Genomic DNA, 25,112 nt, shown 5'->3' with positions numbered 1-25,112 from the left:
TTTCATCCATGGACCGCACCGAACGCTTCTACAAGATCGAACAGCTGATCCGCTCCCGGGGCTGCGTGTCCTTCGCGACGCTGATCGAGGCACTGGAGGTGTCGCCGGCGACGCTCAAGCGCGACCTGGCCTATCTGCGCGAGCGTCTGGACGCGCCCATCGAGTACGACGCCGGCGAGAACGGCTACCGCTTCGGCCAGCAGTGGCGCGGCGGCAAGCATGAGCTGCCCGGCGTCTGGTTCAACGAGGCCGAGCTGCATGCCCTGCTGACCATGCAGCAGATGCTGGCCGGCCTGGACGAACAGGGCGTCGTCGGCCGCCATCTGCAGCCCATGTTCGACAAGATCACCGGCATGCTGGGTGTCGACGCGGCCGAAGCCGACGAGCTCAGGCGCCGCGTCAAGCTCATCGGCACGGCAAGGCGGCGCGTGGCCAGCGACAGCTTCGAGACCGTGGGCAGTGCCGTCGTCAAGCGCCGTCGCCTGGCCATCCGCTACCGCAAGAAGCGCGACACCGTGGCCGGCGAACGCGAGATCTCGCCGCAGCGCCTCGTCCATCACCGCCACGCCTGGTATCTGGACGCCTGGTGCCATGCCAGCGACGCCTACCGCCGCTTCGCGCTGGATGGCATCGAGGCCGCGACGCTGCTGGAGACCGAGGCCAGGCCCGTGCCCCTGGCCGAGCTGGAGGCCGAGCTGGACCAGGGCTATGGCATCTTCGCCGGCGGTACGCCGCGCCAGGCCGAGCTGGTCTTCAGCGCCGAGACGGCCGCCTGGGTGTCGCGCGAGGAGTGGCATCCGGCCCAGCAGAGCGCGTTCCTGGCCGACGGCCGCTGGCGCCTGCGCCTGCCCTATGTCGACGACACCGAACTGCTGATGGACCTGCTGCGCCACGCGGGTCAGGTCGAAGTCGTCGCGCCGGCGGACCTGCGTGAGGCCTTTGCGGCGCGCCTGAAACAGGCCGCCGCGGCCGTGTAGGACAAGCCCGCTTCATTCGTGGTGAGGCGTGTCAGGCCCCGGCCAATCGCGTTAGGCTTCAAGCGTGTTTGATCCCCCCGACCTAGGAGCCCACGATGAGTGATACCAGCCAGGCAAAGGAAAGATTGGCCTCCGATTTCCGTGCAGTGATGGATGACATCGACGCGCTGATGACGGCCACGACGAACAAGGCGGATGGCGAGGTCAAGGCCTTGCGCGCCCGCATCCAGGACCAGCTGTCCGGTGCCAAGGAGAAGCTGCTGGACGCCCAGCATGAAGCCATCCAGCGTGCCAAGGACGCAGCCACCGCCACCGACGACTATGTGCACGCCAAGCCCTGGCAGGCCATCGGCGCCGCGGCCGCTGTCGGTCTCGCTATTGGCGTCTTGATCGGGCGCCGTTGAGCGACGCCAAGGAGCCCGTCTCCGCGCCGCTGCGGCGGCTCGGGGTCTCGTTGCTGACCCTCGGGCGCATCCGGCTCGAGCTGTTCGCCATCGAGGCTCAGGAGGAGAAGGAGCGCATCGCCAGCCTGCTGCTTTGGGCGGTGCTGGCGGCGCTGCTCGCGGGCTTCGGCCTGTTGATGGGCCTGGTGCTCGTCACGGTGATGCTGTGGGACAGCTACCGCCTGCTGGCCCTGGGCATCAGCACCGTCGTGCTGATTGCGGCCGCCGTCGTCGCCGTGCTGAAGGTCAAGCAGTTGATCGACCAGCCGGCCAGCCTGTTCCAGTCCAGCATCGGTGAACTGCGCGCCGACGCCGACGCGCTGCGTCGCCATCCCGGGCCATGATTCCCCGCATCCCGGACGACCCGAGGCAGCGCAGCGAGCGCAAGGCCAATCTGTTGCTGGCCTCCGAGCTGATGCGCGGTCAGGCGGTCCTGTCCGTGGACGATATCGGCCAGCGCGCCGATGGCTGGGTGCTGCGCATCCTGGCGTGGCGCAACCTGCTGTCCAACCCCGTCGTGCTGGCTTCAGCCAGCGGTGTGGCTGCGCTGTTTGCCGGTGCGGGAGGCGACCGCCGCGGCAAGCTCTGGCGCGTCCTGCGCTGGGCCTGGCTGGCCTACAAGGTCTGGGGCCGCCGCAAGCGCTAGACGAGGGGGCTGTCGCGGCCCTTCGCATGCGCGGGCGCCTCGTCCAGCGCGGACAGCCAGGGCATGGCCGAACTGCGCCAGACCTGCACCGTGGGCTTGAGCTGGGCACGTTCGTTGACGCAACCCAGGCGGATGTTCAGGGTCTTGGGCTCGTCCGCCTCGGTGGCAAAGAGCTGGGTGCCGCAGTCCGCGCAGAAGGCCTGGGCCCGGCGGTTGCCGCTGGCTGCCACCTTCACATAGTTCTTGGGCGTGCCCTGAAGTCCGACCTGATCAACGGGAACGGCAATCACGGCCCGGAAAGGCCCGCCGGAAATGATCTGGCAGTCGGCACAGTGGCAGGCAAAGACCCGGGCGGGATCTGCCAGCGCTGTGAAGCTGATGTTGCCGCAATGGCATTGGCCGGTGATCTTCATTGCAGACCTCTTCCTTCAATTGACGTCGTGAATTGCTTGCGGCTCGATGCCGCAAGCATCGCCGTCCCCGCGAGGAGCATCAGTTCTCTGCCGTGTCCAGCCTTTTCATGCGCTCGCTTTGCCAGTAGACGTCGTCGCCACCCAGGCCGTCGAGATTGGCGCGGTTGAGTACGCGGGCCAGCACGAAGAGCAGGTCGGACAGGCGGTTCAGGTACTGGCGCGGCGCGGCGCGAATCGTCTCGGTGGCCGCCACCTGGATGACGGCGCGCTCGGCGCGGCGGGCGATGGTGCGGCAGACATGGGCGATGGCCGCGCTGCGCGTGCCGGCCGGCAGGATAAATTCCTTCAGCCGCGGCAGATGCTCGTTGTAGTGCTCCAGGGCTTCGTCCAGGCGCAGCACGGCGGCTTCCTTCAGCAGCTCGCCGCCCGGCCAGGAGAGCTCGCCGCCGAGGTTGAAGAGCTCGTGCTGGATGGTGACGAGCAGGTCGCGGATGTCGTCGGGCAAGGGCTCGGCCAGCAGCAGGCCGAGGTTGGAGTTCAGCTCGTCGACATCGCCCATGGCCTCAACACGCAGATGCGTCTTGGGCACGCGGCTGCCGTCCGAGAGGCCGGTGGTGCCATCGTCGCCGGTGCGGGTGGCGATCTGTGAAAGTCGGTTGCCCATGATGATGGCGGATGCGGGTCTGTGGTCGGACCCGCATCCTGCCTCAATGTCGGGCCGCCGGCATGCGGAAGGTGTTGACCAGGCCGGCCAGCTTCTCGGCCTGCTGCTGCAGGCTCATGCCGGCCGCGGCGGTTTCCTCGACGAGGGCAGCGTTCTGCTGCGTCAGCTGGTCCATGTGCGAGACGGCTTCGCTGATCTGGCCGATGCCGCTGCTCTGCTCGGTGGAGGCGCGGCTGATGCTCGTGACGAGGTCGGCCAGGGAGCGGATGGCGGCCACGGTCTCGTGCATGGTGGAGCCCGCGCCCTGCACGAGGCGGGAGCCGTTCTCGACCTGGCCGACGCTCTCGGTGATGAGCTGCTTGATCTGCTTGGCGGCCTCGGCGGAGCGCCCGGCCAGCGCCCGCACCTCCGACGCAACGACGGCAAAGCCGCGGCCCTGCTCGCCGGCTCGCGCCGCTTCTACGGCTGCGTTCAGGGCCAGGATATTGGTCTGGAAGGCGATGCCGTCGATGACCGAGATGATCTCGGCGATGCGTCGGCTGCTGGCCTCGATGGCACCCATGGTGCTGACCACCTGGTCGACCGCCTCGCCGCCCGAGATGGCCACCGTGCAGGCGCGCTGGGCCAGGCTGCTGGCGTCGCCGGCCTGGTCGGCATTGCTGCGCACGGTGGCGGTCAGCTCCTCCATGGAGCTGGCGGTTTGCTCCAGGGCCGAGGCCTGCTGCTCGGTGCGCTGCGACAGGTCATGGTTGCCCGAGGCCAGCTCCTGGGAGGCCTGGGCCACCTCGTCGGCGTTGTCGCGCACCTCGCCGATGACGCCGCACAGGCTGTCGCGCATGGCCAGCAAGGCGGTGGTGAGCTGGCCGATCTCGTCACGGGCGCTGACGACGACATGGCCGCTGAGGTCGCGCGCGGCGATCTGCTGTGCGAGGCCGGCGGCATGCTGCAGCGGGACGGTGATGCTGCGCGAGATGCCGCGGGCCAGCAGGAAGACGGCCCCCAGCATGAGGGCCAGCAGGCCGAAGACCACCCAGCTGCTGGTGCGCAGGCTGGAGACGCGGGCGCCCAGCAATTCGTCCAGGGCCGTCATCGCATCTTCGGCCACGGCATACATCGCGTCGATGGTGCGGGTGTAGCTGGCGATGTAGTCGGGCGCCGCAAAGCCCAGCTCTTCCTTGGCGATGAGCTCATCGCGGGTCAGCTTCAGCGAGCCGCGCACCTGCTCGTCCAGCGCGGCGATCTTGCTGCCCAGGCGCGACTTCAGCGCCGCATTGACGGCGAAGCTCTTGTCGAAGGCGACACCCATGCCGCTGTGCTGGTCCTGGGCCTGCTGCACCAGGCCCGCCAGCAGGGTGCGGCCCTCGGGGCCGATCTTGCCCTCGGCCAGGAAGCCGGCGCCGCGCGCCCGCGCCTGGCCCAGGGCCTCGGTCGCCATGGGCAGGCGCGCCAGCGTGGCGCTGATGAGGAAATAGGTGTCGGCCTCGGGGTCGAGGATGAGGCCGGACTGGTCGACGAGCTGGTCCAGCAGCTTGAAATAGACCTGGATGAGCTGGGCGTGCAGGGTGCTGCTCTCGCCTGCTTTCAAGGCCTTGGCTCCGACCTGGCCGGACAGGCTGTCCCAGCGCTTGCGCGCGTCCTGCCAGGTCTGGCGCATGGCCTCGCTGGCACCCTCGCCCTTGAGCATGGCATCCACGGCGGCGAACTGCTTGGCGACCTCGGCGTTCTTGGCCGAGCGCGGTGCCTGTACCGCGTCGTTGCCACCCAGCATGGCCGCGGACAGGCCGCGGTGCTGCTGGGTCAGCTGGGTCAGGCGCACGAGCTGGCGCGCCGGTGCCAGGCCGTCGAGTTCACCTTGGGCCGCCTGCGCCAGCTGGCGCGACTGGCGCACCTGGAAGGCGGACGGTATGGCGATGGCGACCAGCACCAGCAGGGTCAGCAGCATCAGCTTGCGGCTGATGGTCAGGCTGTCCAGTTTCGTTGTCGGGCTCATGGCGTTCTCCTCGTTGCAAGGCCCTGTTCTGGCGCCGGTTCAGTGCCGGCGGCCGCTTCTGTGAAACGCAGGTTTGTGCACCGGCCCGTCATGCGGGTGCAGGCCCGCGGCCGGCGTCCAGCGCGGTGCGGGCGGCGCATCGTGAGGAGGTGGCGGGTCCTTGAAGACCTCGCGCCAGCGCGCGGCCAGCAGGTCGAAGCGCACGGCGCCGAAGGCGATCAGGGCCACGACGACGACAAGCACGAGCAGAAGCAGATTGGGGTCCATGCAGATCTCCCAGGTTCGCTGTGTGGCGATCCTGTCACCATGGCGCCGTCACTGCAACACAATCGGTTCTCGACCCCCTGGAATCGGTCACATGAACGCGCCTGAAACAACTTTTTCTGTCACGCCGTTGCCAGGTGCCTTGCTGGACACCCTGCGCGCCGAGTTCGCCGAGCGCTGCTCGACCGCCCTGGCCGTGCGCGAGCAGCATGGCCGCGACGAATCGGTCTTCGACGTGCCGCCGCCGCAGGCTGTCGTCTTCGCCGACAGCGAGGCCGAGGTGGCCCGTGTCGTGGCCCTGTGCGCCACGCATCGCGTGCCGGTCATCCCCTATGGCGCCGGCTCGTCGCTGGAGGGGCATCTGCTGGCCGTGCAGGGCGGCATCAGCCTGGATGTGTCGCGAATGAACGCCATCCTGCGCGTCGATGCCGAGGACCTGACGGTCACCGTGCAGCCCGGCGTCACGCGCAAGGCGCTGAACGAAGCGCTCAAGCATGAGGGCCTGTTCTTCCCCATCGACCCGGGCGCGGACGCCAGCCTGGGCGGCATGGCCGCCACGCGCGCCAGCGGCACGAATGCCGTGCGCTACGGCACCATGCGCGAGAACGTGCTGGGCCTGCGCTTCGTGTCGGCGAGTGGCGAGGTGGTTCGCAGCGGCTCACGCGCCAAGAAAAGCAGCGCCGGCTATGACCTGACGCGCCTGGTCATCGGCAGCGAAGGGACGCTGGGCGTCATCACCGAGCTGACGGTCAAGGTGCATCCCCTGCCCGAGGCCGTGTCGGCCGCGGTCTGCTTCTTCCCCAGCATCGATGCCGCCGTGCGCACCGCCATGCAGATCATCCAGATCGGCGTGCCCATCGCGCGCTGCGAGCTGCTGGACGCCAACGCCATCAAGGCCGTCAATGCCCACGACAAGCTGGGGCTGAAGGAAGCGCCCATGCTGCTGATGGAGTTCCACGGCAGCGAGGCCGGCGTGGCCGAGCAGGCGGCTGTGGTGCAGGAGGTGGCCGCCGACCATGGCGGCGAAGCCTTCGAGTGGGCGACGACGCCCGAGGCGCGCACGCGGCTGTGGACTGCGCGGCACCACGCCTATCTGTCCGGCCTGCAGATGCGCCCCGGCTGCCGCGCGGTGACGACCGACACCTGCGTGCCGATCTCGCGCCTGGCCGAGAACATCAATGCCAGCATCGCCGAAGTCGAGGCCGCCGGCCTGCCCTACTTCATCGTCGGCCATGTCGGCGACGGCAACTTCCATATGGCCTATCTGCTGGACCCCGTTGATTCGCGGGAGCTGGAGACGGCGGAACGCCTGAGCGCGCAGATGGTGGCGCGGGCGATTGCGCTGGAGGGCACCTGCACGGGCGAGCATGGCATCGGGCTGCACAAGCAGGGCTTCCTGCTCGACGAAACGGGCGCCGAAGCGGTGGCGCTGATGCGGGCGGTGAAGCAGACGCTGGATCCGCTGGGGATCCTGAACCCCGGCAAGATCTTTGCGGGTTGAGGTTGGCCATGATCACGCTTCGCATCCGGCATTTCATCGCCCTGGTTCTGACCGCTTTCGCCCTCCATCCAGTGCTGGGGGCTTCGGTCCCCGAGCAGCAGGCCATGGCCGCCACTCAGGCCGCCTGTGATGCCTTCCGTCTGCGCGACCTTGCGGCACTGGAGCGCCTGCTCGCGCCGGAGTTCAACCTCGTCAGCACGACGGCCGAAGTTCAAAGCCGGGCGCAGGCCTTGCAGGAGGTGCGCGATGGTGACCCGCAGTACGAGCGCTTCGAGAACCACAGCATGACGGCGCGCGTGTATGGCGACACCGCGGTCGTGCAGGGCATCACGTCGCTGAAGGGCCGCTCCGGCGGCAAGCCCTTCGCCCTGGATGTGCGCTTCACGGACACGCTGGTTCGCACCGACGGCCGTTGGACGATTGTGGTCAGCCACGTTACCCGCATGCCTGCCCAGCAGCCCACAAACTGAACGAGGCCGGGAACATCAATGCCTCCATCGCCGCAGTCGATGGCCGCTGGGGATATTGAATCCGGGGAAGATCTTTGCGGCGTAAAACAAAGGTCTGACCGCCATGGGTAGGCGCGCTCAAGTTTCCGTGTTGGTGCTTTCTCTGGGGATCTACCTGATATCCCTTGGCATGCCGATATTCATGTGCCAGCGCGGCGAAAGCGTGCTGGGTCTTCAGGTCCTGCTGACGGGCTGGCTCGGAGTTTTGACCCTTGATCCCCGTTGGATTGCAAACCTCGGTTTTTTTTGGATCTTGGTGTCCGTGATTTTCAGGCGCAAGCCGCCGGGGCCTTTCATCGTGATGGCCACCGTGGCAAGTGCAATCGCGAGCCCCTTGCTGCCCGCCATGAGTTGCGGCGATGGGGCGGGCGCCGCGGCCATGTCCGTCGGTTTCGGCTTGGGCGGCTATCTTTGGATGCTTGCGATATTTGCCTCTGTGGCTGTATTGATCGCTCATGACGCATCGGCACCGCGTTCAAGCAATCTTGAAACCATCCGGCCACCGGAGACCACTCGAGAACAGTGGCCTCCGAGAGAGTGAAGCTAGCAGGGCAGGCGCCTCATCAAATTGAACGGCGCATCCATTGAGGCCGCCTCCTAAACTGCCCCCATGGACACCACCGCCGCCCCTCCCGTTGGCGCGCTGCGCCAGTTCGACGATTTACCCGGCCCGCGTGGCGTGCCGGTGTTCGGCAATCTGCTGCAGATCGACTCGACGCGGGTGCACCAGCAGGTCGAGGGCTGGTGCGAGGAATTCGGGCCGGTCTTCAAGCTGCGCCTGGGCAAGCGGCGCATCGTCGTCGTCGGCGACCATGAGCTGATCAGCACGGCCCTGCGCGACCGTCCCGACGGCTTCAGGCGCACGCAGAGGCTGGAAGACGTGGGCCGCGAGATGGGCCTGAACGCCGGCCTGTTCGGCGCCAATGGCGAGGTCTGGAAGCGCCAGCGCCGCATGGTCATGCACGGGCTGGACCCGGTGCATGTGAGGCGCTACTACCCCTTCCTGCGGCGCGTCGCCGAGCGCCTGGTTGGCCGCTGGCAGGTCGCGGCGCGAGAGGACAGGACCATAGGCCTGCAGGCCGACCTGATGCGCTTCACGGTGGACGCCGTGGCCGGCCTGGCCTTCGGCGAGGATGTCAACACGCTGCAGTCCGACGAGGACGTCATCCAGCAGCACCTGAACCGCATCTTCCCGATGCTGTTCAAGCGCATCTTTGCGCCGCTGCCGCTGTGGCGCTGGTGGCCGTCGGCCGAGGACAAGGCCCTGACCCACAGCGTGGCCGAGGTGAATGTCGCCGTGCAGGGCTTCATCGCCAAGGCGCGCACCCGCATGGCCGCCAACCCGGCCCTCCACCAGGAACCGTCCAACCTGCTCGAGGGCATGCTGGTGGCGGCCGACGAGCCCGGCAGCGGCATCGACGACGAACAGGTGGCCGGCAATGTGCTGACCATGCTGCTGGCCGGCGAGGACACGACGGCCAACACGCTGGCCTGGATGATCTGGCTGCTGTTCAAGCACCCCGAGGCCCTGGCCCTGGCCCGCGCCGAGGTGGACCGCGTGCTGGGCGATGCCGCCCTGCCAGACCTGGAGCAACTGGCCGCGCTGGACTTCATCGAGGCCTGCGCCCACGAGACCATGCGGCTGCGCCCGGTGGCGCCCATCAACACCATGCAGGCCATGCGCGACACGCGCGTCGGCGATGTGCAGGTGCCGACCGGCATGATCGTCATGGCCGTCATGCGCCGCGATGCCGTCAGCGAAAGCCATCTCGCCAATGCGTTGGCCTTCGACCCGGGCCGCTGGCTGCAGGACGCCAAGCAGGCCGGTGCCGCCAAGCGCCTGTCCATGCCCTTCGGCGCCGGGCCGCGCATCTGCCCGGGGCGCTATCTGGCGCTGATGGAGATCAAGCTGGCCAGCGCCCTGCTGCTGCGCCACTTCGACATCGCCAGCGTCGACACGCCCGATGGCAATGCCCCGCGCGAGCATCTGCAGCTCGCGATGGGGCCGGTGGGCTTGACGATGCGCTTACGCAGCCGGGCTGCGCCTGCACGCGACACAAGCCAAGCATGAGGCTTGCGGGCCGAGCGCCGGGCCGCTCCCTAGCCGGCCCGCGTTGGGCGATGTGCTTGCCGGTCGATCCGGCAAGCATCGCCGTCCCCTCGGGGGCTGAGGCCGGACAGGGCAAGTCCTGTGGACTTGGCGTGCCTGCCGAAGCTCTGCGGCCGCTGGCTGCAGAGCGGTCCCGACCAAGGTATTCCTTGGGCGAGGGGTGCTTCAGAACCTGTAGCTGACGCCCAGGCCGATGTGATTGCCGTCGACCTTGGTGTTGCCGACGCGGTACTCCTCGCTCACCAGGCGCAGCAGGCCGCTGAAGTTCGACATGAACAGGTATTCGCCCTGCAGCAGCACGCCGGCCTTGCTGTCGAAGTCCTGCGAGCCGAAGCTGGAGGCCTTGCCGGAGCTGGTCACCTTGACGTTGGTGGCCTTGCGCACGCCCAGGCCGAGGCGGACCTGCGGGCTGGCCTTCCAGAAGCCGATCAGCTCCACGGGCCAGCGAGAGAACTTGATCGAGCCATCCTTGGCATTGGTGTCGTCGACGTGAAAGCCGATGTTGGCCTGCAGGGCGAAGGCCTCCGCGTCATATTCGGCGCCGCCGAACAGGTGCACCAGGCCGCCGCTGCGGATCTTCTGCGTGCTGCCGTTGGTGTATTGCACGGTGGCGAGGGTCTCGCCGCCGCCGGTCACGCTGGCGCCGAGCACGGGGCGCAGGCCCTGGCCGGCGGACGGGGCGGTCTGGGCTTGTGCAGCGCAGGGCAGAACCAGGGCGCAGGCCGTGGCGACGATGGCGAATTGCTTCTTCATGGAGTCTTTCTTTTGGAGGTTCGAGGCCGCTCCTCAGCGGCGCGGCCGGCAATTTAGGGGGAGATTCGGGTCGTTCCGACGCCATGACGCGCGATGACAACGGCGCGGTGAATATTTGGCGGCGTTCACCCCCGAGTCGGGGGCGGCAACAATGGCCGCATGCAACGCCGCCCTCACCTCGCCCTGCTTGCCGGCCTGGCCCTGACGCCCCTGAGCCCCGCACTCGCCGCCGCGCCGCGGCCCGACTTCGCCGCGCTGGAGAACCGCGTGCAGGGCCGCCTCGGCTTCTTCGCCATCGACACCGCCAGCGGCCGCACGCTGGCCCACCGCGCCGACGAGCGCTTCGCCATCGCGTCCACCTTCAAGATCGTGCTCGGCGCCCGCGTGGCCCACGGCGTGGAGGCGGGACGCTGGGATTGGAACGACAAGGTGGCGCTGCACGAGAGCCAGCGCGTGCCGCATTCGCCGGCCTTTGACCGCTATCTGCCGCGCGGGCATGCCACGCTGGCCGAGCTGGTGCAGGGCATCGTCGTCGAGAGCGACAACCCTTGTGCGAACGTGCTGCTGCGCCATTGCTGCGACTCACCCGCCGGCCTGACCGCCTGGCTGCGCGAGCAGGGCGACACGGTCACCCGCCTGGACCGCTGGGAGACCGAGCTCAACGAGAACGCCCCCGGCGACGAGCGCGACACCAGCACGCCGCGCGCCTTCGCCAAGACCTTGCAGCATCTGCTGCTGGGCCCGGGCCTGAAGCGCGCCAGCCAGGCGCGGCTGTGGGCCGATCTGCAGGCCTCGCGCACCGGGCTGAAGCGGCTGCGCGCCGGTGTGCCGGACGCGGGCTGGCGCGTGCTCGACAAGACGGGCAGCGGCGCGCGCGGTGCGCTCAACGACGTGGCCCTGGTCTTTCCGCCCGGCGGCCGCGCGCCCTGGGTCGTCGTCGTCTTCCAGTCCGATTCCAAGGCCTCGGCCGACGAGCTCAACGCCGTGCATGCGCAGGCGATGCACCTGCTGGTCAGGGTCTGGACATGAGCCCGCCCAATGCCAGCCGGCGCCAGTACGAGGCGCGCATGCACCGTGTGCAGGCCCACATCGACCGCCATCTAGACCGGCCCCTGGATCTGGAGGCCCTGGCCGCCGTCGCCCACTTCTCGCCCTATCACTTCCACCGCCTCTTCCTGGCCTGGACGGGCCAGACCCTGGGCGACTATCTGGCCCGCCGCCGCCTCGAGAAGGCCGCACAGCGACTGCGCGGCCAGCCGGAGTCCACCGTGCTGAGCATCGCGCTGGGCGTGGGCTATGGCTCGGCCGAGGCCTTCGCGCGGGCCTTCAAGACGCGCTTCGGCCATTCGCCGACGCAGTGGCGCAATCTCGATCAGGCCGACAGCAATCTGGATCAGGGCGGTGCCTGGCGGGCCGACGAGCATGGCTTCTCCCGCAACGACGATCCAGGAGAAGTCACCGTGAATGTCCGCCTCATCGACCGCCCTCCCGTGCGCATGGGCTACCTGCGCTACCAGGGGGCCTATGGCCCCGAACTCGGCCGCTTCTGGGCCGAGACCTTCAACCCCTGGCTGGCGACGCAGAACCTCGGTGCCGTGGCGCGCTTCGGTATCGGCCATGACGACCCCAGCCTGGTGCCGCCCGAGCAATGCCGCTACGACGCCGGCGTCGCCGTGCCGGACGACTGGCTGCCCAATGGCGGCGCCCTGGTCACCGAGCTGCCCGGCGGCCGCTATGCCGCCCTGAGCTTCGAAGGCACGGCCGCCGAGATCGGCGCGGCCTGGGCGGCCATGATGGGCCAGTGGCTGCCGAGCAGCGGCCTGCAGCTGGATGCGCGGCCCTGCTTCGAGCACTATGGGCCGCAGTCGACCTTCGACTTCAAGACCGGGGTGTTCGACTGCGAGCTCTGCATCCCAGTGGCGCCTTTGTGAGCCCCTCGCCCAGGCCTGCCCCGCTGAACGCGGGCGACCCTGGTCGGTCTTGCAGACCGCGCCGCGGCAAGCCGCAGCTCTTCGGCAGGCACATGCCGCCCACCGGGCGCCATGTGTCCGGCCTCAGCCCCCGAGAGGCGGCGATGCTTGCGGCGTCGAGCCGCAAGCACATCGCCCAAGGCGGGCCGGCCAGGGAGCGGCCCGGCGCTCGGCCCGCAATTCAGAGCAGAGGGGCGAACTCGCTGACGGTGGTGCGATCGCGGCCACCTTGCTTGGCTTGGTAGAGGGCGCGATCGGCGCGTTCGATGGCCAGGTGCAGGTCCTCGCCCGGCGCGCATTCGGCCACACCGGCCGAGAAGGTGATGTGCAGGCCCGGCACCAGGCTGTCGAAGGAGGTCGCGGCCAGGGCCTCGCGCAGGCGCTCGATCAGGCTCGCGGCCGTCTCGGCGCTGGCCTGGGGCGTGACGACGAGGAACTCCTCGCCGCCCCAGCGCCCGGCGAAGTCGGTGCTGCGCAGCGCGCCCTGCAGCGTGGCCGCGAAATGGCGCAGCACGGTGTCGCCGGCCGCATGGCCGTGGCGGTCGTTGACCGCCTTGAAGTGGTCGATGTCGATCAGCACCAGGCTCATGGTCTGGCCGCTCTGGCGCTGGTTGAGCTGCTCGGCGGCCAGGCGCTCGCTGAGGTGGCGGCGGTTGCTGATGCGCGTCAGCTCGTCGTGATGGGCCAGGTACTGGATGCGTTCCAGCGCCGCGCGCAGCTCCGTCGTGCGCGCGCCCAGCTTGGCGCGCAGCCTGGCCATGTTGACCGACAGCACGGACACGGCCGTCATCAGGATGGCCGCGAAGCTGAAGTGCAGCACCTCGACGGCGGCTGGGAAGTGAGCCGGGTCGGTGCTCGCGCCATAAGCCATCGCCGCACCCAGCGAGGCCAGGCCGAACAGATAGAGGCCGAAGGCCTGGCGCTGGGTCAGCACGAACATGCCCCAGACCAGGTTGAGCAGCATGATGGCAATGATGGCGCCGCGCAGCGGCGGGTCGATGGCATAGCCCCAGGCCGTGATCAGCACGCCAAAGACGGACTGCGGCAGCGTCAGCGACGGGTCGCTGCCCAGATGCCGGCTCAGGCCGGTGCGCACCAGCAGATAGAAGGCCGTGATGCCGGTCAGGCTGACGATGCTGATCCAGGCACCGGCGCCGGCCTCCATCAGGCCCAGCCTCACCTGCACGGCCGCGTTCAGCGCGAACAGGCCATAGACCGTCAGCGCCAGCAGCGTCAGCGTCACCGCGCCGCGGCCCTGGCCTTCGGGGCCGAGCAGCCAGTCGGTCCAGTGGGCGGGCGCGGCAGGGGGCGAAGACGTGGGCACGGTGCGAGCTTGAGATGAGGCGCCGGCGAGGATAGCGGGGCGTTGCGCCGGCCAGGGGGTGGGTCACAGTTCGTTGCACGGCGAAGCTTCGCGGGGGTGAGGGCGCCCACACTGGCCGCATTCCTTCAACACCCACGAGCCCACCATGCCCATCACCTGCTTCATCCGCTACGAACTCGACCCCTTCCAGCGCGAGGCCTTCCGCGAGTACGCCCAGGCCTGGGGCCGCATCATTCCCCGCCTCGGCGGCCGGCTGCTGGGCTACTGGCTGCCCCACGAAGGCACGAACTACGAGGCCTGGGGCCTGGTCGGCTTCGACTCGCTGGCGGCCTACGAGGACTACCGCACGCGGCTCAAGGCCGATCCCGAGGCGAGGGCCAACTTCGAGTTCGCGCAGAAGCAGCGCTTCATCCTGCGCGAGGAGAGGACTTTCTGTGAGGATGTGCGCCCATGATTGCCGTCATCTTCGAAGTCGAGCCCACGGCCGAGGGCCGGCCCGCCTATCTCGACCATGCCGCGGCGCTGAAGCCGCTGCTGGAGCAGATGGACGGCTTCATCTCGGTGGAGCGCTTCCAGAGCCTCACGAACCCGGACAAGCTGCTGTCGCTGTCCTTCTGGCGCGATGAAGAAGCCGTGCGTGGCTGGCGCGAGATGGAGAGGCACCGCCAGGCCCAGTCGGCTGGGCGGGGCGGGTTGTTCCAGGACTACCGCTTGCGGGTGGCCCATGTCGTGCGCGACTACGGCCTGAACGAGCGCGAGCAGGTGCCCCGGTGAGTGCAGAACCGCGCCTTGCCCGCATCGCGGCGGCCATTGCCGACCCGACCCGGGCGCGTGTGCTCGCGCGCTTGCTCGACGGCCGCCTGCACACGGCGGGCGAGCTTGCCACGCACGCGGGCGTCGGCGCGGCGACCATGTCGGCCCACTTGAAGCTGCTCGTCGACGAAGGCCTGGCCCGCGTGCGGCCGCAGGGGCGGCATCGCTACTTCGGCCTGGCCGATGGCGATGTGGCCCATGCGCTGGAGGCCCTGCTGCGCGTCGCCGATGGCCGCGATGCGGGGCCGGCCGCCGACCTGAAGCGCTGGCAGAAGCCCGAGATGCGCGGCCTGCGGCATGCGCGCAGCTGCTATGGCCATCTGGCCGGCGAGCTGGGCGTGCAATGGCGCGAGGCGCTGCTGGCCAAGGGCTGGGTCAAGGCGGCGCCGGATGGGCGCTATGACATCAGCGATGCGGGCCGGGAGGCGCTGGCCGAGTTGATGCCGGAAGGCGAGCTGCCCCAAGGCCGCGTGCTCTACGACTGCGTCGACTGGTCGGAGCGCCGCGACCATTTCGCGGGGCCGCTGGCGGTGGCGTGGCTGGAGGCCATGGTGAGCAAAGGCTGGTTGAGGCGGGTGGCAGACACGCGCGAGCTCAGGCTCACGCCACCGGGCCGGCCTGCCCTGGTGGAGGGGCTGATGGGGGAGCGCCATTGAATGCCGTCGTGGGGGGCGCTGATGCCGCTCTTCTGCTCCTTGCTGGGAAGAATGCCGTCGCCTGACGCGTCTATAGAGGACAACGCAGCGTGATGCGCCACCGTTTCGGCTGGTACAACGCCGCCCGATGAATTCCGCCCGAACCCGTATCGCGACCCTGGCCGACCTCGACACCGTCGCGCCCCTCTTCGACGCCTACCGCCAGTTCTACGAGCAGGCACCCGACGCGACGGCCGCTCGCCACTTCGTCCGCGATCGCCTGCAGCGCGACGAATCCATCATCCTGCTGGCCCTGGACGAGGCGCAGCGCGCCGTCGGCTTCTGCCAGCTCTATCCCCTCTTCTGCTCCATCGAGGCCAAGCCCATCTATCAGCTGTCCGACCTGTTCGTTCGGCCCGAGGCCAGGCGCACGGGCGCCGGGCGGGCGCTGCTGCTGGCGGCCGAGAGGCATGCGAAGAACACCGGCCGGGTCCGGCTGGAACTGACGACGGCCAGGATCAACAAGACCGCGCAGGCCGCCTATGAGTCGCTGGGCTGGCAGCGGGACGAGGTCTACTACGCGTACGCCAAGCGCGTGGAGGCTTGAGCGTCGCCCAGGTGAACATGGCATTGCAAGGCAAGCCATGGTGACGCTGCTGGAGGTCTTTGACATGCCAGTCCTGGATGCCGACAGGCGCCGCAGGGCAAGGGCGGGCGGTTTGTTGGCATAGTGGTCAGCCTTCAGCTTCTTCAAGGCCGAATCCATGAAACCCGCCTGCTTCGCGGCATCCTTGCTGGTCTGCTCGACGGCCTTCGCACAAGGCTTGGTGACCAAGGCCGACAAGGACGAACTCGTCTTCATGCGGGACCAGGAACCGGCGATGCGCCAGGCTTTCGACAAGGCCGGTGCGACCTTGAATGAGTTTCTGGCGACGGCGAATGCGGCATCGCCTCAGCACACGAACTTTGCGCTGAAGGTCGCCATCAGCCAGGGAGGCAATACCGAGTACTTCTGGGTGGGCGACTTCGCAGAGAAGGCCGACGGCAGCTTCGAAGGCAAGATCGACAACGAGCCGCGGATGGTGAAGACGGTCAAGCTCGGCCAGCGCTATGCCTTCCCCAGGGCCAGGATCGTCGATTGGACCTATATCGACAGGACCGAGCGGCGCATGCTCGGGAACTTCACGCTGTGCGCGCTCTTGACCAAGGAGCCCAAGGCCGAGGCGGACGCGATGAAGAAGAAATTCAAGCTGGATTGCGATTGGCTGAAGCCGTGAAACAAGGCGTCGCCCTGCTGCCCTCGACGGTCAAAGCGCTGGTCGCCACCTACTTCGCCGCCAGCCTCGCCCACTTCAGCCACAACGCCCAGTACATCACCTTCTATCCCGGCATGCCGGCCTGGTTGACGCCTGGCAAGGTCTGGCTGTTCTGGTTTGCGGTCTGTGGCGTCGGCCTGTTGGCATTCGCGTTGATCCGGCTCGGTCTGCCCGCACTCGGGCTGCTGGCCCTTGGCGTCTATGGCGCCCTGGGCCTGGATGGCCTGCTGCATTACCGCCTGGGTCTGTGCTCCCAGCACACGCTGATGGCCAACCTGACCATCTGGGCCGAGGCGGCGACGGGGCTGATGCTGTTGCTGGTGTCGGCCGTGCTGTTCGCGCGGCGGCTGGGCAGGCGCAAGCAGCGGGCCGCAGCCTAGCGCTTGCGCTTGGGCGGCACCAGGGGCGCGCCGCGCTGCTTGGTGGTGAGATCCCATTCGAAGACCTCGCGCGTCGTCTTGTCGACGGCGTAGTAGCCGACCAGGTGGCTGGCGTCCTTGGGCTCCTTGGGGCCGTCGAAGCGCAACGTGAAGACGAAGTCGGTGTCTAGGGAAAAGCGCTTGCAGCGGTAGTCGCCGCGCTTGTTGGGGCCGGCCAACTGCAGCGCACGCGCGGTGCCGATGAGCTTGAGGCAGGCCTGCCTCTCCGTGATGCCAGCGGCATGGGCGGGCCCGGCCGCGGCGGCGGCAAGGAGGGCGGGGAGAAGCAGCCGGAACATGCCGGCAGTATCAACCCGCCTGGGGCGGCACGCTCCAGCGCTTGGTCACGTCGCCGCGCTGGTTGACGCTTTCCAGCTGCACGCCGAAGCCCCACAGCCGGCCCACATGCCTGAGCACTTCCTGGGCGCTGTCGTGCAGGGGGCGGTTCAGGTGTTGCACATGGCGCAGCGTGAGCGACCGGTCGCCGCGCAGGTTGACGTTCCAGACCTGGATATTGGGCTCGCGGGTGGACAGGTCGTACTGCCGCGACAGCGCCTGGCGCACATGGCGGTAGCCGCCTTCGTCGTGGATGGCGGAGATCTCGTACTCGCTCTTGGCCTCGTCGTCGATGATGGAGAAGAGGCGGAAGTCGCGCATGATCTTCGGGCTCAGGTACTGGCCGATGAAGCTCTCGTCCTTGAAGTTGCGCATCGCGTGGTCGAGCGTGGGCAGCCAGTCGCTGCCGGCGATGTCGGGGAACCAGTCGCGGTCTTCGTCGGTGGGGTTCTCGCAGATGCGGCGGATGTCCGTGTACATCGCGAAGCCCAGCGCATACGGATTCAGGTTGGCGCCCGGGTGCTGGTAGACGACGTTGGTGTGGGACTTGAGCCACTCGATCATCATGCCGTCGCTCAGGTAGCCGTCGTCGTACATCTGGTTGAGCAGGCGGTGGTGCCAGAAGGTGGCCCAGCCCTCGTTCATCACCTGTGTCTGGCGCTGCGGGTAGAAGTACTGTGCGATCTTGCGCACGATGCGCACGATCTCGCGCTGCCAGGGGTCCAGCAGCGGCGCGTTCTTCTCGATGAAGTACAGCAGGTTCTCCTGCGGCTCGTCGGGGAAGCGGCGGCTCTCGGCGGCCTCGTCGGGGCGGTCGGCCTTCTTGGGCAGGGTGCGCCAGAGGTCGTTGATCTGCGACTGCGCATGCTGCTCGCGGTCCTTGAGCCGCGCACGCTCCTCGGCGAGCGACAGCTTGGCCGGGCGGCGGTAGCGGTCCACGCCGTGGTTCATCAGCGCGTGGCAGCTGTCCAGCAGGGTCTCGACGGCGTCAACGCCGTAGCGCTCCTCGCAGTCGGCGACGTAGTTCTTGGCGTAGACGAGGTAGTCGATGATGGACGAGGCATCCGTCCACATGCGGAACAGGTAGTTCCCCTTGAAGAAGCTGTTATGCCCGTAGCAGGCGTGTGCGATGACCAGGGCCTGCATGGCCAGCGTGTTCTCCTCCATCAGGTAGGCGATGCAGGGGTCGGAGTTGATGACGATCTCGTAGGCCAGGCCCATCTGGCCGCGCTTGTAGTTGCGCTCGGTGCTGATGAACTCCTTGCCATAGCTCCAGTGGCGGTAGTTGACCGGCATGCCCACGGAGGCATAGGCGTCCATCATCTGCTCGGCGGTGATGACCTCGAGCTGGTTGGGATAGGTGTCCAGGCCGAAGCGCTCGGCGGTGGTCTTGATGACGGTGTGGTACTCGTCGATGAGCTCGAAGCTCCAGTCGTTCGGCGAGGGCAGGGTCTGGCTCGGGCGCTGGGCGAGGGGCCTCATGCGCTGCAGGGGCAGGTGCTGGCGCCGGTCCCGCATGCCGGGCGGCGGGTTGGCCGGCCTGTCGTGGTGCCGGCGGTCCTCTTTGCTACTCATATGAGCCCCTCGTCCAACGAGTACGTCGGCCGGCCTTGCAGGCCGCGCCGCAGCTTGTGCTGCGGCTCTTCGGTAGGCACGGCGAGTCCACAGGACTCACCGTGTCCGGCCTCAGCCCCCGAGGGGATGCAGTCCGCCTTGGGAGCGGCCCGGCGCTCGGACTTCATGCCGCCGCCCCTTCCTTCTTGAACAGCTCACGGAAGACCGGATAGATCTGCGAGGCCTCGATGGCCTTGCGCATCGCGAAGTGGCGCGCGTCCTCGCTGAGCTTCAGGTATTCCTCCCAGAGGTTCTGCTCGGGCTCGGCCACCTGCACATAGGCGAAGTAGCGGCACAGCGGCAGGATCTTGTCGGCCAGCAGTTCGCGGCAGCGCCCGCTGTCGTGGTGCCAGTTGTCGCCATCGCTGGCCTGGGCGCCGTAGATATTCCACTCGGTCGGCGAGTAGCGCTCCTTGATGATCTGCTCCATCAGCACCAGGGCCGATGACACGACGGTGCCGCCGGTTTCGGTCGCGTGGAAAAAGTTCTGCTCGTCCACCTCCTGGGCTTGCGTGTGGTGGCGGATGAAGACGACGTCGATCTTCTCGTAGTGCCGCGTCAGGAAGAGGTAGAGCAGGATGAAGAAGCGCTTGGCCAGATCCTTGCGGCCCTCGTCCATCGAGCCCGACACGTCCATCAGGCAGAACATGACGGCGCGTGTCGTCGGCACCGGAATGCGCACGCGCGAGCGGAAGCGCAGGTCGATGGGGTCGAGGAAGGGGATGGCCGCGATGCGGCCCTTCAGGTGGGCGATGCGCTCGCGGGTCTCGAGCAGCAGGCGGGGCGTCTCGGGCCGGTCTTCCTTCAACAGCTCCTGCTCGCGGGCCTCGAGTTCGTGCAGCTCGCGGCGCTTGTCCATGCCCAGGGCAATGCGGCGCCCCAGGGCCCCGCGCATCGAGCGCACCACGTGCAGATTGGTGGGCGTGCCGTCGGAGACGAAGCCGGCGCGCTGGCTGCGCCATTCGGGCGTGTCGGCCAGCGTGGTGCGGGCGAGATTGGGCAGGGCCAGGTCCTCGAAGAAGACCTGCATGAACTCTTCCTTGCTGAGGTGGAAGACGAAGTCGTCCTCACCCTCGCCCTGGTCGCTGGCTTCGCCGCCTCCACCACCACCGCCCTGCCCGCCCTTGGGCTTGGCGATGCGGTCGCCCTTCACATATTCCTGGTTGCCTGGCCGCACAACCTCGCGCACGCCGCCGTCGCCATGGCCGAAGACGGGCTCGCTGAGGTCCTTCTTGGGGATGTGCACATCCTCGCCGCGCTCCATGTCGCGGATGCCGCGGCCGTCCACCGCGCGTTTCACCGCTTCGCGGATCTGCTCCTTGTGTCGGCGCAGGAAGCGCTCACGGTTGCCAATCGACTTGTTCTTGCCTGAAAGGCGTCTGTCGATGATTTGTTGCAGGGACATCGAACGACCTGCTTTCTTAGCTGGACTTGCGCACCCTCAAGTACCACTCGCACAACAGCCTCACCTGCTTGGCCGTGTAGCCCTTGTCCACCATGCGCTGCACGAAGTTCTCGTGCTTCTTGGCGTCCTCGGCGCTGGCCTTGGCGTTGAAGCTGATGACGGGCAGCAGCTCCTCGGTGTTGGAGAACATCTTCTTCTCGATGACGGTGCGCAGCTTCTCGTAGCTGGTCCACAGCGGGTTCTTGCCCGCGTTGTTGGCGCGCGCCCGCAGCACGAAGTTGACGATCTCGTTGCGGAAGTCCTTGGGGTTGGAGATGCCGGCCGGCTTCTCGATCTTCTCGAGCTCGGCGTTCAGCGACGCGCGGTCGAAGACCTCGCCGGTGTCGGTGTCGCGGTACTCCTGGTCCTGGATCCAGTAGTCGGCATAGGTCACATAGCGGTCGAAGATGTTCTGGCCGTACTCGCTGTAGCTTTCCAGGTAGGCGGTCTGGATCTCCTTGCCGATGAACTCGGCGTAGCGCGGCGACAGCTGCTCCTTGATGTAGCTGACGAACTTCTCTTCCTGCTCCTTGGGGAACTGCTCGCGCTCGATCTGCTGCTCCAGCACATACATCAGGTGCACCGGGTTGGCGGCCACCTCCGCCGAATCGAAGTTGAAGACCTTGGACAGGATCTTGTAGGCGAAGCGCGTGCTGATGCCGCTCATGCCTTCGTCGACACCGGCGTAGTCGCGGTACTCCTGGTAGCTCTTGGCGCGCGGGTCGGTGTCCTTGAGGTTCTCGCCGTCGTAGATCTGCATCTTGGAATACAGCGACGAGTTCTCGGGCTCCTTCAGGCGTGTGAGGACCGCGAACTGGCTCATCATCTTCAGCGTGCCGGGAGCGCACTTGGCCTCGGCCAGCGACGAGCCGCGGATCAGCTTCTCGTAGATCTTCACTTCCTCGCTGACGCGCAGGCAGTAGGGCACCTTGACGATGTAGACGCGGTCGAGGAAGGCCTCGTTGTTCTTGTTGTTGCGGAAGGTCTTCCACTCGCTCTCGTTGCTGTGCGCGAGAACAATGCCGTCGAAGGGGATGGCGCCGAAGCCTTCGGTGCCCTTGTAGTTGCTTTCCTGCGTGGCGGTCAGCAGCGGGTGCAGCACCTTGATGGGCGCCTTGAACATCTCGACGAACTCCAGCAGGCCCTGGTTGGCCAGGCACAGGCCACCGGAATAGCTGTAGGCGTCGGGGTCGTCCTGGGCATAGGTCTCGAGCTTGCGGATGTCGACCTTGCCGACCAGGCTGGAGATGTCCTGGTTGTTCTCGTCACCCGGCTCGGTCTTGGCCACGCCCAATTGCTTGAGCACGCTGGGGTAGCGCTTGACGACCTTGAACTTGCGGATGTCGCCGCCGAACTCGTCGAGGCGCTTGACGGCCCAGGGCGACAGGATGCGGTTCAGGTAGCGGCGCGGGATGCCGTAATCACGCTCCAGCAGCGGGCCGTCCTCGGTGATGTCGAACAGGCCCAGCGGGCTCTCGTTGACCGGTGAACCGGCCAGCGCATAGAAAGGCACATGCTCCATCAGCTGCTTGAGGCGCTCGGCGATGGAGCTCTTGCCGCCGCCGACGGGCCCGAGCAGGTAGAGGATCTGTTTCTTTTCCTCCAGGCCCTGTGCAGCGTGCCTGAAATAGGACACCACCTGCTCGATGGCTTCTTCCAGGCCATAGAACTCGGCGAAGGCCGGATAGATCTTGATGGTCTTGTTGGCGAACAGGCGCGACAGGCGTGGGTCGTTGCGCGTGTCCAGCATCTGCGGCTCACCGATGGCCTGCAGCATCCGTTCTGCGGCCGTCGCATAAGCCAGCGGGTTTTTCTTGCACTCCGCGAGGTAGTCCTCCAGCGAGAGCTCCTCGACCTTGCTGCGCTCGTAGCGCGCTGCGAAATGGCTGATGACGTCCATGCCCACCTCCTGCGGTTTGAACCACGCAGTCACAGGCACGATCCGTGCCCGAGGGGACTGGGGGGTTCTGATCGCGCCTCAACTGCAAGGCGTCATCAGAACTCTCCACTTCGCTGATCAGCAGCTTCTCGCTGCGGCTCACTCGTCAATCTGAAGAATAAGCCGCTACACGCCCACCAACAATAAAGCTCGCTCTTTCGTTGACAGGGTGCCGGTCCAGCATACGCCCGCAGTTTGGGCAAGACCTGGCACTTTTCGGTCAGACCACACAAACATGGGGGCCTTGTGGCTGGGGGCAGACAGCGGCCGCCGGTGAAGAACTGTTGCGAGCATGACGGGTGTCACGAACGCCTCAACATCCCCGCCTGATCACGGGGCGCCGTCCTAGTGTTGAACGCAGGCCCGCGGCGTCATGTCGGACGCCGCCTCATTCCGTTGGACCGCCGCGGGTCAGCCGCCGCGCAGCTTGTCGAGGATGCCGGACAGGGCGTCCAGCGAGTCGAAATGGATGGCGAGCTCGCCGCTCTGGCCGCGCTTGCTGCGCTTCTTCACACGCACCTCGACGGTGGCGCCCAGCGCATCGGCCAGTTCTTCCTCCAGGCGCAGCACGTCGCGGCTCTTGTCGCTCTTCACGCGCAGCAGCGGCGCCTGGCGGGCGGCGCCCTGGTGCTTGGCGACCAGCTTCTCGGCCTCGCGCACGCTGAGCTTCTTGGCCGCGATCTCGCTCGCTGTCGTGATCTGCACGGCGCCGTCCAGCGGCAGCAGGGCACGGGCATGGCCCATGTCCAGGTCGCCGGCCATCAGCATGTTCTGCACCGGCGCCGAAAGGTTCAACAGACGCAGCAGATTGCTGGCCGCGCTGCGGGAGCGGCCGACGGCCTGGGCGGCCTGTTCGTGGGTCAGGCCGAACTCGTCGGTCAGCCGCTTCAGGCCCTGGGCTTCTTCCAGCGGATTGAGGTCTTCGCGCTGGATGTTCTCGATCAGCGCCATCGCGGCGGCCGACTCGTCCGGCACCGCCTTGACCAGCACCGGCACCTCGCGCAGCCCGGCAAGTTTTGCGGCACGGAAGCGGCGCTCGCCGGCAATGATCTCGTAGGCCACGCTGCCGTTGGGAGAGATCGGCCGCACGAGGATGGGCTGCATGATGCCCTGGGCCTTGATGCTCTCGGCCAGCTCGTACAGCGAGCCCTCGTCCATGCGCGTGCGCGGCTGGTATTTGCCGGCCTGCAGGGCTTCCAGCTTCAGCGTGCTGGGCGTGCCGTCGCGTTCCGGCGCCGGGGTGTCGCTGACTTTGGGGCCGAGCAGGGCTTCAAGGCCGAGGCCGAGGCCTTTGGGTTTCTTCGTGACCATGGGCGCGGATTGTCCTTCACCGTCTGGAGAGGCTTTCCAGCAGTTCCCGCCCCTCCGGCCAGTCCCCCAGGCCCGATTCGGCGTTCAGATGACCCCGCGGCCCGGCGATGACGACGCTGCTGCCCCAGTCGGCCGCCATCTGCGTGCTGCGTTCGGCGGCGCCGAAGGGGTCGTCGCTGCTGATGACGGTGATGCTGGGGAAGGGCAGGCGCGGGCGGCGGATGGGGCGCCAGTTGTGCAGCTGGGGCGGCATGTCCTGGCGCTCGGTGTCGGGCGGCGCCACCAGCAGAGCGCCCTTGACGCGGCCGGTGTGCTGGGAATGCTCGGCCCAGGCGGCCACCAGCTGGCAGCCCAGGGAGTGGGCCACCAGGATGGCCGGGGCGTCGCCCTGCAGCAGCACCTCGTCCAGCCGCGCCATCCAGTCGCCACGGCGCGGCCAGTCCCAATCGTGCTGCTCGACGCGCTCGTCGCCATGCAGGCGCTCCCAGCGGCTTTGCCAGTGGTCCGGGCCCGAGTTTTGCCAGCCGGGGAGAAGCAGTACACGCTCAGATTTCATGGTTTGCCCTTATCCTGCACAGTTCGATTCTCAGCGGTTGGAGCGATGGCAATGACGTTCAAGGTGTTTGTGGATGGCCAGGAAGGCACCACGGGTTTGCGCATCCACGAGTACCTCGCGGCCCGCACCGACATCGAGGTGCTGAAAATCGACGCCGACAAGCGCAAGGATCCGGCCGAGCGTTCGCGCCTGCTCAACGCCGCCGACGTGGCCTTCCTGTGCCTGCCGGACGCCGCCTCGCGCGAGGCGGCCTTCATGGTCAACAACGACCGCACCTGCCTCATCGACGCCAGCACGGCCCACCGCACGGCGCCGGGCTGGGCCTTCGGCCTGCCGGAACTCGCCCGCGGCCAGCGCGGCGCCATCCAGGCCAGCAAGCGCATCTCCAACCCCGGCTGCCATTCCAGCGCCTTCATCCTGGCGGTGCGCCCGCTGGTGGACGCCGGCCTGCTGCCCAAGGACGCGGCCGTCAGCGCCACCTCCATCACCGGTTACTCGGGCGGCGGCAAGACCATGATCGCCGAGTACGAGCAGCAGCCGCTGCCGGCCCACCTGCAGGCGCCGCGGCCCTATGGCCTGGGCCTGAAGCACAAGCATCTGCCGGAGATGGCGGCCCACACAGGCCTCGCGACGCCGCCGGTCTTCCAGCCCATCGTCAGCACCTTCTACAAGGGCCTGGCCGTCAGCGTGCCCCTGCACCTGAGCCAGCTCAAGGCCGGCACGACGCCGGAAGCAGTCCATGCCGCGATCGCCGCGCATTACCAGGGCGAACGCTTCATCAACGTGAAGCCGCTGCGCGACGCGGCCGCGCTGGAAGCTGGCTTCTTCGACGTGCAGGCCTGCAACGACACGAATCGCGTGGACCTCTTCGTCTTCGCATCCGACACGCAAGTGCTGCTGATGAGCCGCCTGGACAACCTGGGCAAGGGTGCCAGCGGCGCCGCCGTGCAGAGCATGAATGTGCACCTGGGCGTGGAAGAGAGTCTCGGCCTGGTCTGACCCGGAAATGGGGACGCTGGGCCGCAGCCTGGCGACATAGGATGACGCCTCTCAGAGGGGAGGCGCGATGTCGAAGACTACAGGCACTGATCCTGTTCTGGCCCGGATTTCTTTGGTCATTCCGGGCCGGGCTATCGCCTTGGGTGGCCAGCCCGAGGAGGGCGTG

Annotated in this window: 29 protein-coding genes; 17 read left to right on the top strand and 12 right to left on the bottom strand. The window is 67.6% G+C overall.

The features are described 5' to 3' along the window. The first annotated feature begins 8 nt into the window (after positions 1 to 8). The 4 genes from AC07OY_RS12745 (at position 9) to AC07OY_RS12730 (ending at position 2,066) form a co-directional block, all read left to right on the top strand. A complete protein-coding gene (locus tag AC07OY_RS12745) occupies positions 9 to 977 on the top strand; it encodes a helix-turn-helix transcriptional regulator (RefSeq protein ID WP_495042952.1) in 969 nt (322 codons plus the stop codon). Between the two features lie 95 nt (positions 978 to 1,072). Continuing rightward, a complete protein-coding gene (locus tag AC07OY_RS12740) occupies positions 1,073 to 1,381 on the top strand; it encodes an ElaB/YgaM/YqjD family protein (RefSeq protein ID WP_495042951.1) in 309 nt (102 codons plus the stop codon). Beyond that, entirely contained in the window at positions 1,378 to 1,764 is a 387-nt protein-coding gene (locus tag AC07OY_RS12735; protein WP_495042950.1) for a phage holin family protein, read from the top strand. The genes AC07OY_RS12740 and AC07OY_RS12735 overlap by 4 nt, the downstream gene beginning before the upstream one ends. Then, positions 1,761 to 2,066: a hypothetical protein gene (locus tag AC07OY_RS12730; RefSeq protein ID WP_495042949.1), complete on the top strand. Its 306-nt coding sequence runs from the start codon at positions 1,761 to 1,763 to the stop codon at positions 2,064 to 2,066. Before AC07OY_RS12735 ends, AC07OY_RS12730 begins: the two co-directional genes overlap by 4 nt. On the opposite strand, the gene AC07OY_RS12725 is transcribed toward AC07OY_RS12730, so the two are convergent. The 4 genes from AC07OY_RS12725 to AC07OY_RS12710 form a co-directional block, all read right to left on the bottom strand. Further along, positions 2,063 to 2,479 carry a GFA family protein gene (locus tag AC07OY_RS12725; protein WP_495042948.1) on the bottom strand — a complete coding sequence of 139 codons (417 nt, stop codon included), beginning with the start codon at positions 2,477 to 2,479 and terminating at the stop codon, positions 2,063 to 2,065. The two genes, AC07OY_RS12730 and AC07OY_RS12725, sit on opposite strands and share 4 nt — an antisense overlap. Positions 2,480 to 2,558: 79 nt before the next feature. Further along, positions 2,559 to 3,143, bottom strand: coding sequence for a cob(I)yrinic acid a,c-diamide adenosyltransferase (locus AC07OY_RS12720; protein WP_495042947.1), 585 nt, complete (start codon positions 3,141 to 3,143; stop codon positions 2,559 to 2,561). Between the two features lie 43 nt (positions 3,144 to 3,186). After that, on the bottom strand, positions 3,187 to 5,133 hold the full coding sequence (locus tag AC07OY_RS12715; protein ID WP_495042946.1) for a methyl-accepting chemotaxis protein: 1,947 nt from the start codon (positions 5,131 to 5,133) through the stop codon (positions 3,187 to 3,189). A gap of 39 nt (positions 5,134 to 5,172) precedes the next feature. Beyond that, positions 5,173 to 5,400: a hypothetical protein gene (locus tag AC07OY_RS12710; RefSeq protein ID WP_495042945.1), complete on the bottom strand. Its 228-nt coding sequence runs from the start codon at positions 5,398 to 5,400 to the stop codon at positions 5,173 to 5,175. A 91-nt stretch (positions 5,401 to 5,491) separates the two neighbouring features. Between AC07OY_RS12710 and AC07OY_RS12705 the strand changes: the two genes are divergently transcribed. From AC07OY_RS12705 to AC07OY_RS12690, 4 genes are all read left to right on the top strand, one after another. Then, complete coding sequence (locus AC07OY_RS12705; protein WP_495042944.1) at positions 5,492 to 6,898, top strand: FAD-binding oxidoreductase; 1,407 nt, start codon at positions 5,492 to 5,494, stop codon at positions 6,896 to 6,898. An 8-nt stretch (positions 6,899 to 6,906) separates the two neighbouring features. After that, positions 6,907 to 7,368: a nuclear transport factor 2 family protein gene (locus AC07OY_RS12700; protein WP_495042943.1), complete on the top strand. Its 462-nt coding sequence runs from the start codon at positions 6,907 to 6,909 to the stop codon at positions 7,366 to 7,368. 130 nt (positions 7,369 to 7,498) lie between these two features. After that, positions 7,499 to 7,948 (top strand): hypothetical protein, encoded by a 450-nt coding sequence (locus AC07OY_RS12695; protein WP_495042942.1) that lies wholly within the window; start codon positions 7,499 to 7,501, stop codon positions 7,946 to 7,948. A gap of 69 nt (positions 7,949 to 8,017) precedes the next feature. Then, positions 8,018 to 9,478: a cytochrome P450 gene (locus AC07OY_RS12690; protein WP_495042941.1), complete on the top strand. Its 1,461-nt coding sequence runs from the start codon at positions 8,018 to 8,020 to the stop codon at positions 9,476 to 9,478. A gap of 204 nt (positions 9,479 to 9,682) precedes the next feature. On the opposite strand, the gene AC07OY_RS12685 is transcribed toward AC07OY_RS12690, so the two are convergent. Then, positions 9,683 to 10,270, bottom strand: a complete 588-nt coding sequence (locus tag AC07OY_RS12685) for an outer membrane beta-barrel protein (RefSeq protein ID WP_495042940.1) — start codon at positions 10,268 to 10,270, stop codon at positions 9,683 to 9,685. Between the two features lie 159 nt (positions 10,271 to 10,429). Between AC07OY_RS12685 and bla the strand changes: the two genes are divergently transcribed. Further along, a complete protein-coding gene (gene bla, locus AC07OY_RS12680) occupies positions 10,430 to 11,299 on the top strand; it encodes a class A beta-lactamase (protein ID WP_495042939.1) in 870 nt (289 codons plus the stop codon). Continuing rightward, positions 11,296 to 12,201, top strand: coding sequence for an AraC family transcriptional regulator (locus AC07OY_RS12675; protein ID WP_495042938.1), 906 nt, complete (start codon positions 11,296 to 11,298; stop codon positions 12,199 to 12,201). The genes bla and AC07OY_RS12675 overlap by 4 nt, the downstream gene beginning before the upstream one ends. Positions 12,202 to 12,421: 220 nt before the next feature. Here the strand turns inward: AC07OY_RS12675 and AC07OY_RS12670 are convergent, their stop codons facing one another. Then, entirely contained in the window at positions 12,422 to 13,564 is a 1,143-nt protein-coding gene (locus AC07OY_RS12670; RefSeq protein WP_495042937.1) for a GGDEF domain-containing protein, read from the bottom strand. 145 nt (positions 13,565 to 13,709) lie between these two features. On the opposite strand from AC07OY_RS12670, the gene AC07OY_RS12665 reads away from it, so the two are divergent. From AC07OY_RS12665 to AC07OY_RS12640, 6 genes are all read left to right on the top strand, one after another. Continuing rightward, entirely contained in the window at positions 13,710 to 14,018 is a 309-nt protein-coding gene (locus AC07OY_RS12665; protein ID WP_495042936.1) for an NIPSNAP family protein, read from the top strand. Continuing rightward, positions 14,015 to 14,338: an antibiotic biosynthesis monooxygenase family protein gene (locus AC07OY_RS12660; protein ID WP_495042935.1), complete on the top strand. Its 324-nt coding sequence runs from the start codon at positions 14,015 to 14,017 to the stop codon at positions 14,336 to 14,338. The genes AC07OY_RS12665 and AC07OY_RS12660 overlap by 4 nt, the downstream gene beginning before the upstream one ends. After that, on the top strand, positions 14,335 to 15,033 hold the full coding sequence (locus tag AC07OY_RS12655; protein WP_495042934.1) for an ArsR/SmtB family transcription factor: 699 nt from the start codon (positions 14,335 to 14,337) through the stop codon (positions 15,031 to 15,033). The genes AC07OY_RS12660 and AC07OY_RS12655 overlap by 4 nt, the downstream gene beginning before the upstream one ends. A gap of 127 nt (positions 15,034 to 15,160) precedes the next feature. Continuing rightward, a complete protein-coding gene (locus AC07OY_RS12650) occupies positions 15,161 to 15,619 on the top strand; it encodes a GNAT family N-acetyltransferase (protein WP_495042933.1) in 459 nt (152 codons plus the stop codon). A 157-nt stretch (positions 15,620 to 15,776) separates the two neighbouring features. After that, entirely contained in the window at positions 15,777 to 16,289 is a 513-nt protein-coding gene (locus tag AC07OY_RS12645) for a YegJ family protein (RefSeq protein WP_495042932.1), read from the top strand. Then, on the top strand, positions 16,286 to 16,708 hold the full coding sequence (locus AC07OY_RS12640) for a hypothetical protein (RefSeq protein WP_495042931.1): 423 nt from the start codon (positions 16,286 to 16,288) through the stop codon (positions 16,706 to 16,708). The genes AC07OY_RS12645 and AC07OY_RS12640 overlap by 4 nt, the downstream gene beginning before the upstream one ends. Here AC07OY_RS12640 and AC07OY_RS12635 read toward each other — a convergent pair. The 6 genes from AC07OY_RS12635 to AC07OY_RS12610 form a co-directional block, all read right to left on the bottom strand. After that, on the bottom strand, positions 16,705 to 17,046 hold the full coding sequence (locus AC07OY_RS12635) for a hypothetical protein (protein WP_495042930.1): 342 nt from the start codon (positions 17,044 to 17,046) through the stop codon (positions 16,705 to 16,707). The two genes, AC07OY_RS12640 and AC07OY_RS12635, sit on opposite strands and share 4 nt — an antisense overlap. Positions 17,047 to 17,056: 10 nt before the next feature. After that, the gene (locus AC07OY_RS12630) at positions 17,057 to 18,751 is read right to left on the bottom strand and encodes a SpoVR family protein (protein WP_495043528.1); all 1,695 of its coding nucleotides are present in this window, start codon (positions 18,749 to 18,751) and stop codon (positions 17,057 to 17,059) included. A gap of 70 nt (positions 18,752 to 18,821) precedes the next feature. Then, positions 18,822 to 20,102: a YeaH/YhbH family protein gene (locus AC07OY_RS12625; protein ID WP_495042929.1), complete on the bottom strand. Its 1,281-nt coding sequence runs from the start codon at positions 20,100 to 20,102 to the stop codon at positions 18,822 to 18,824. A 16-nt stretch (positions 20,103 to 20,118) separates the two neighbouring features. Continuing rightward, positions 20,119 to 22,041 carry a PrkA family serine protein kinase gene (locus AC07OY_RS12620; RefSeq protein ID WP_495042928.1) on the bottom strand — a complete coding sequence of 641 codons (1,923 nt, stop codon included), beginning with the start codon at positions 22,039 to 22,041 and terminating at the stop codon, positions 20,119 to 20,121. A gap of 450 nt (positions 22,042 to 22,491) precedes the next feature. Beyond that, entirely contained in the window at positions 22,492 to 23,391 is a 900-nt protein-coding gene (locus tag AC07OY_RS12615) for a ParB/RepB/Spo0J family partition protein (protein ID WP_495042927.1), read from the bottom strand. A 16-nt stretch (positions 23,392 to 23,407) separates the two neighbouring features. After that, the gene (locus AC07OY_RS12610) at positions 23,408 to 23,947 is read right to left on the bottom strand and encodes an RBBP9/YdeN family alpha/beta hydrolase (protein ID WP_495042926.1); all 540 of its coding nucleotides are present in this window, start codon (positions 23,945 to 23,947) and stop codon (positions 23,408 to 23,410) included. A gap of 51 nt (positions 23,948 to 23,998) precedes the next feature. Between AC07OY_RS12610 and argC the strand changes: the two genes are divergently transcribed. After that, a complete protein-coding gene (argC, locus tag AC07OY_RS12605) occupies positions 23,999 to 24,946 on the top strand; it encodes an N-acetyl-gamma-glutamyl-phosphate reductase (protein WP_495042925.1) in 948 nt (315 codons plus the stop codon). Positions 24,947 to 25,112 lie beyond the last annotated feature (166 nt).

This window comes from Roseateles sp. GW821-FHT09H10 (genome assembly GCF_059415865.1).
This window is presented reverse-complemented; position numbering and strand designations above follow the sequence as displayed.

Excerpts from the sequence above, each read along its gene's own strand:
- AC07OY_RS12745 (WP_495042952.1), top strand. The coding sequence starts at position 9 with ATGGACCGCACCGAACGCTTCTACAAGATCGAACAGCTGATCCGCTCC.
- AC07OY_RS12740 (WP_495042951.1), top strand. The coding sequence starts at position 1,073 with ATGAGTGATACCAGCCAGGCAAAGGAAAGATTGGCCTCCGATTTCCGT.
- AC07OY_RS12730 (WP_495042949.1), top strand. The coding sequence starts at position 1,761 with ATGATTCCCCGCATCCCGGACGACCCGAGGCAGCGCAGCGAGCGCAAG.
- AC07OY_RS12725 (WP_495042948.1), bottom strand. The coding sequence starts at position 2,479 with ATGAAGATCACCGGCCAATGCCATTGCGGCAACATCAGCTTCACAGCG.
- AC07OY_RS12720 (WP_495042947.1), bottom strand. The coding sequence starts at position 3,143 with ATGGGCAACCGACTTTCACAGATCGCCACCCGCACCGGCGACGATGGC.
- AC07OY_RS12715 (WP_495042946.1), bottom strand. The coding sequence starts at position 5,133 with ATGAGCCCGACAACGAAACTGGACAGCCTGACCATCAGCCGCAAGCTG.
- AC07OY_RS12710 (WP_495042945.1), bottom strand. The coding sequence starts at position 5,400 with ATGGACCCCAATCTGCTTCTGCTCGTGCTTGTCGTCGTCGTGGCCCTG.
- AC07OY_RS12705 (WP_495042944.1), top strand. The coding sequence starts at position 5,492 with ATGAACGCGCCTGAAACAACTTTTTCTGTCACGCCGTTGCCAGGTGCC.
- AC07OY_RS12700 (WP_495042943.1), top strand. The coding sequence starts at position 6,907 with ATGATCACGCTTCGCATCCGGCATTTCATCGCCCTGGTTCTGACCGCT.
- AC07OY_RS12690 (WP_495042941.1), top strand. The coding sequence starts at position 8,018 with ATGGACACCACCGCCGCCCCTCCCGTTGGCGCGCTGCGCCAGTTCGAC.
- AC07OY_RS12685 (WP_495042940.1), bottom strand. The coding sequence starts at position 10,270 with ATGAAGAAGCAATTCGCCATCGTCGCCACGGCCTGCGCCCTGGTTCTG.
- bla (WP_495042939.1), top strand. The coding sequence starts at position 10,430 with ATGCAACGCCGCCCTCACCTCGCCCTGCTTGCCGGCCTGGCCCTGACG.
- AC07OY_RS12675 (WP_495042938.1), top strand. The coding sequence starts at position 11,296 with ATGAGCCCGCCCAATGCCAGCCGGCGCCAGTACGAGGCGCGCATGCAC.
- AC07OY_RS12665 (WP_495042936.1), top strand. The coding sequence starts at position 13,710 with ATGCCCATCACCTGCTTCATCCGCTACGAACTCGACCCCTTCCAGCGC.
- AC07OY_RS12660 (WP_495042935.1), top strand. The coding sequence starts at position 14,015 with ATGATTGCCGTCATCTTCGAAGTCGAGCCCACGGCCGAGGGCCGGCCC.
- AC07OY_RS12650 (WP_495042933.1), top strand. The coding sequence starts at position 15,161 with ATGAATTCCGCCCGAACCCGTATCGCGACCCTGGCCGACCTCGACACC.
- AC07OY_RS12645 (WP_495042932.1), top strand. The coding sequence starts at position 15,777 with ATGAAACCCGCCTGCTTCGCGGCATCCTTGCTGGTCTGCTCGACGGCC.
- AC07OY_RS12635 (WP_495042930.1), bottom strand. The coding sequence starts at position 17,046 with ATGTTCCGGCTGCTTCTCCCCGCCCTCCTTGCCGCCGCCGCGGCCGGG.
- AC07OY_RS12625 (WP_495042929.1), bottom strand. The coding sequence starts at position 20,102 with ATGTCCCTGCAACAAATCATCGACAGACGCCTTTCAGGCAAGAACAAG.
- AC07OY_RS12620 (WP_495042928.1), bottom strand. The coding sequence starts at position 22,041 with ATGGACGTCATCAGCCATTTCGCAGCGCGCTACGAGCGCAGCAAGGTC.
- AC07OY_RS12615 (WP_495042927.1), bottom strand. The coding sequence starts at position 23,391 with ATGGTCACGAAGAAACCCAAAGGCCTCGGCCTCGGCCTTGAAGCCCTG.
- AC07OY_RS12610 (WP_495042926.1), bottom strand. The coding sequence starts at position 23,947 with ATGAAATCTGAGCGTGTACTGCTTCTCCCCGGCTGGCAAAACTCGGGC.
- argC (WP_495042925.1), top strand. The coding sequence starts at position 23,999 with ATGACGTTCAAGGTGTTTGTGGATGGCCAGGAAGGCACCACGGGTTTG.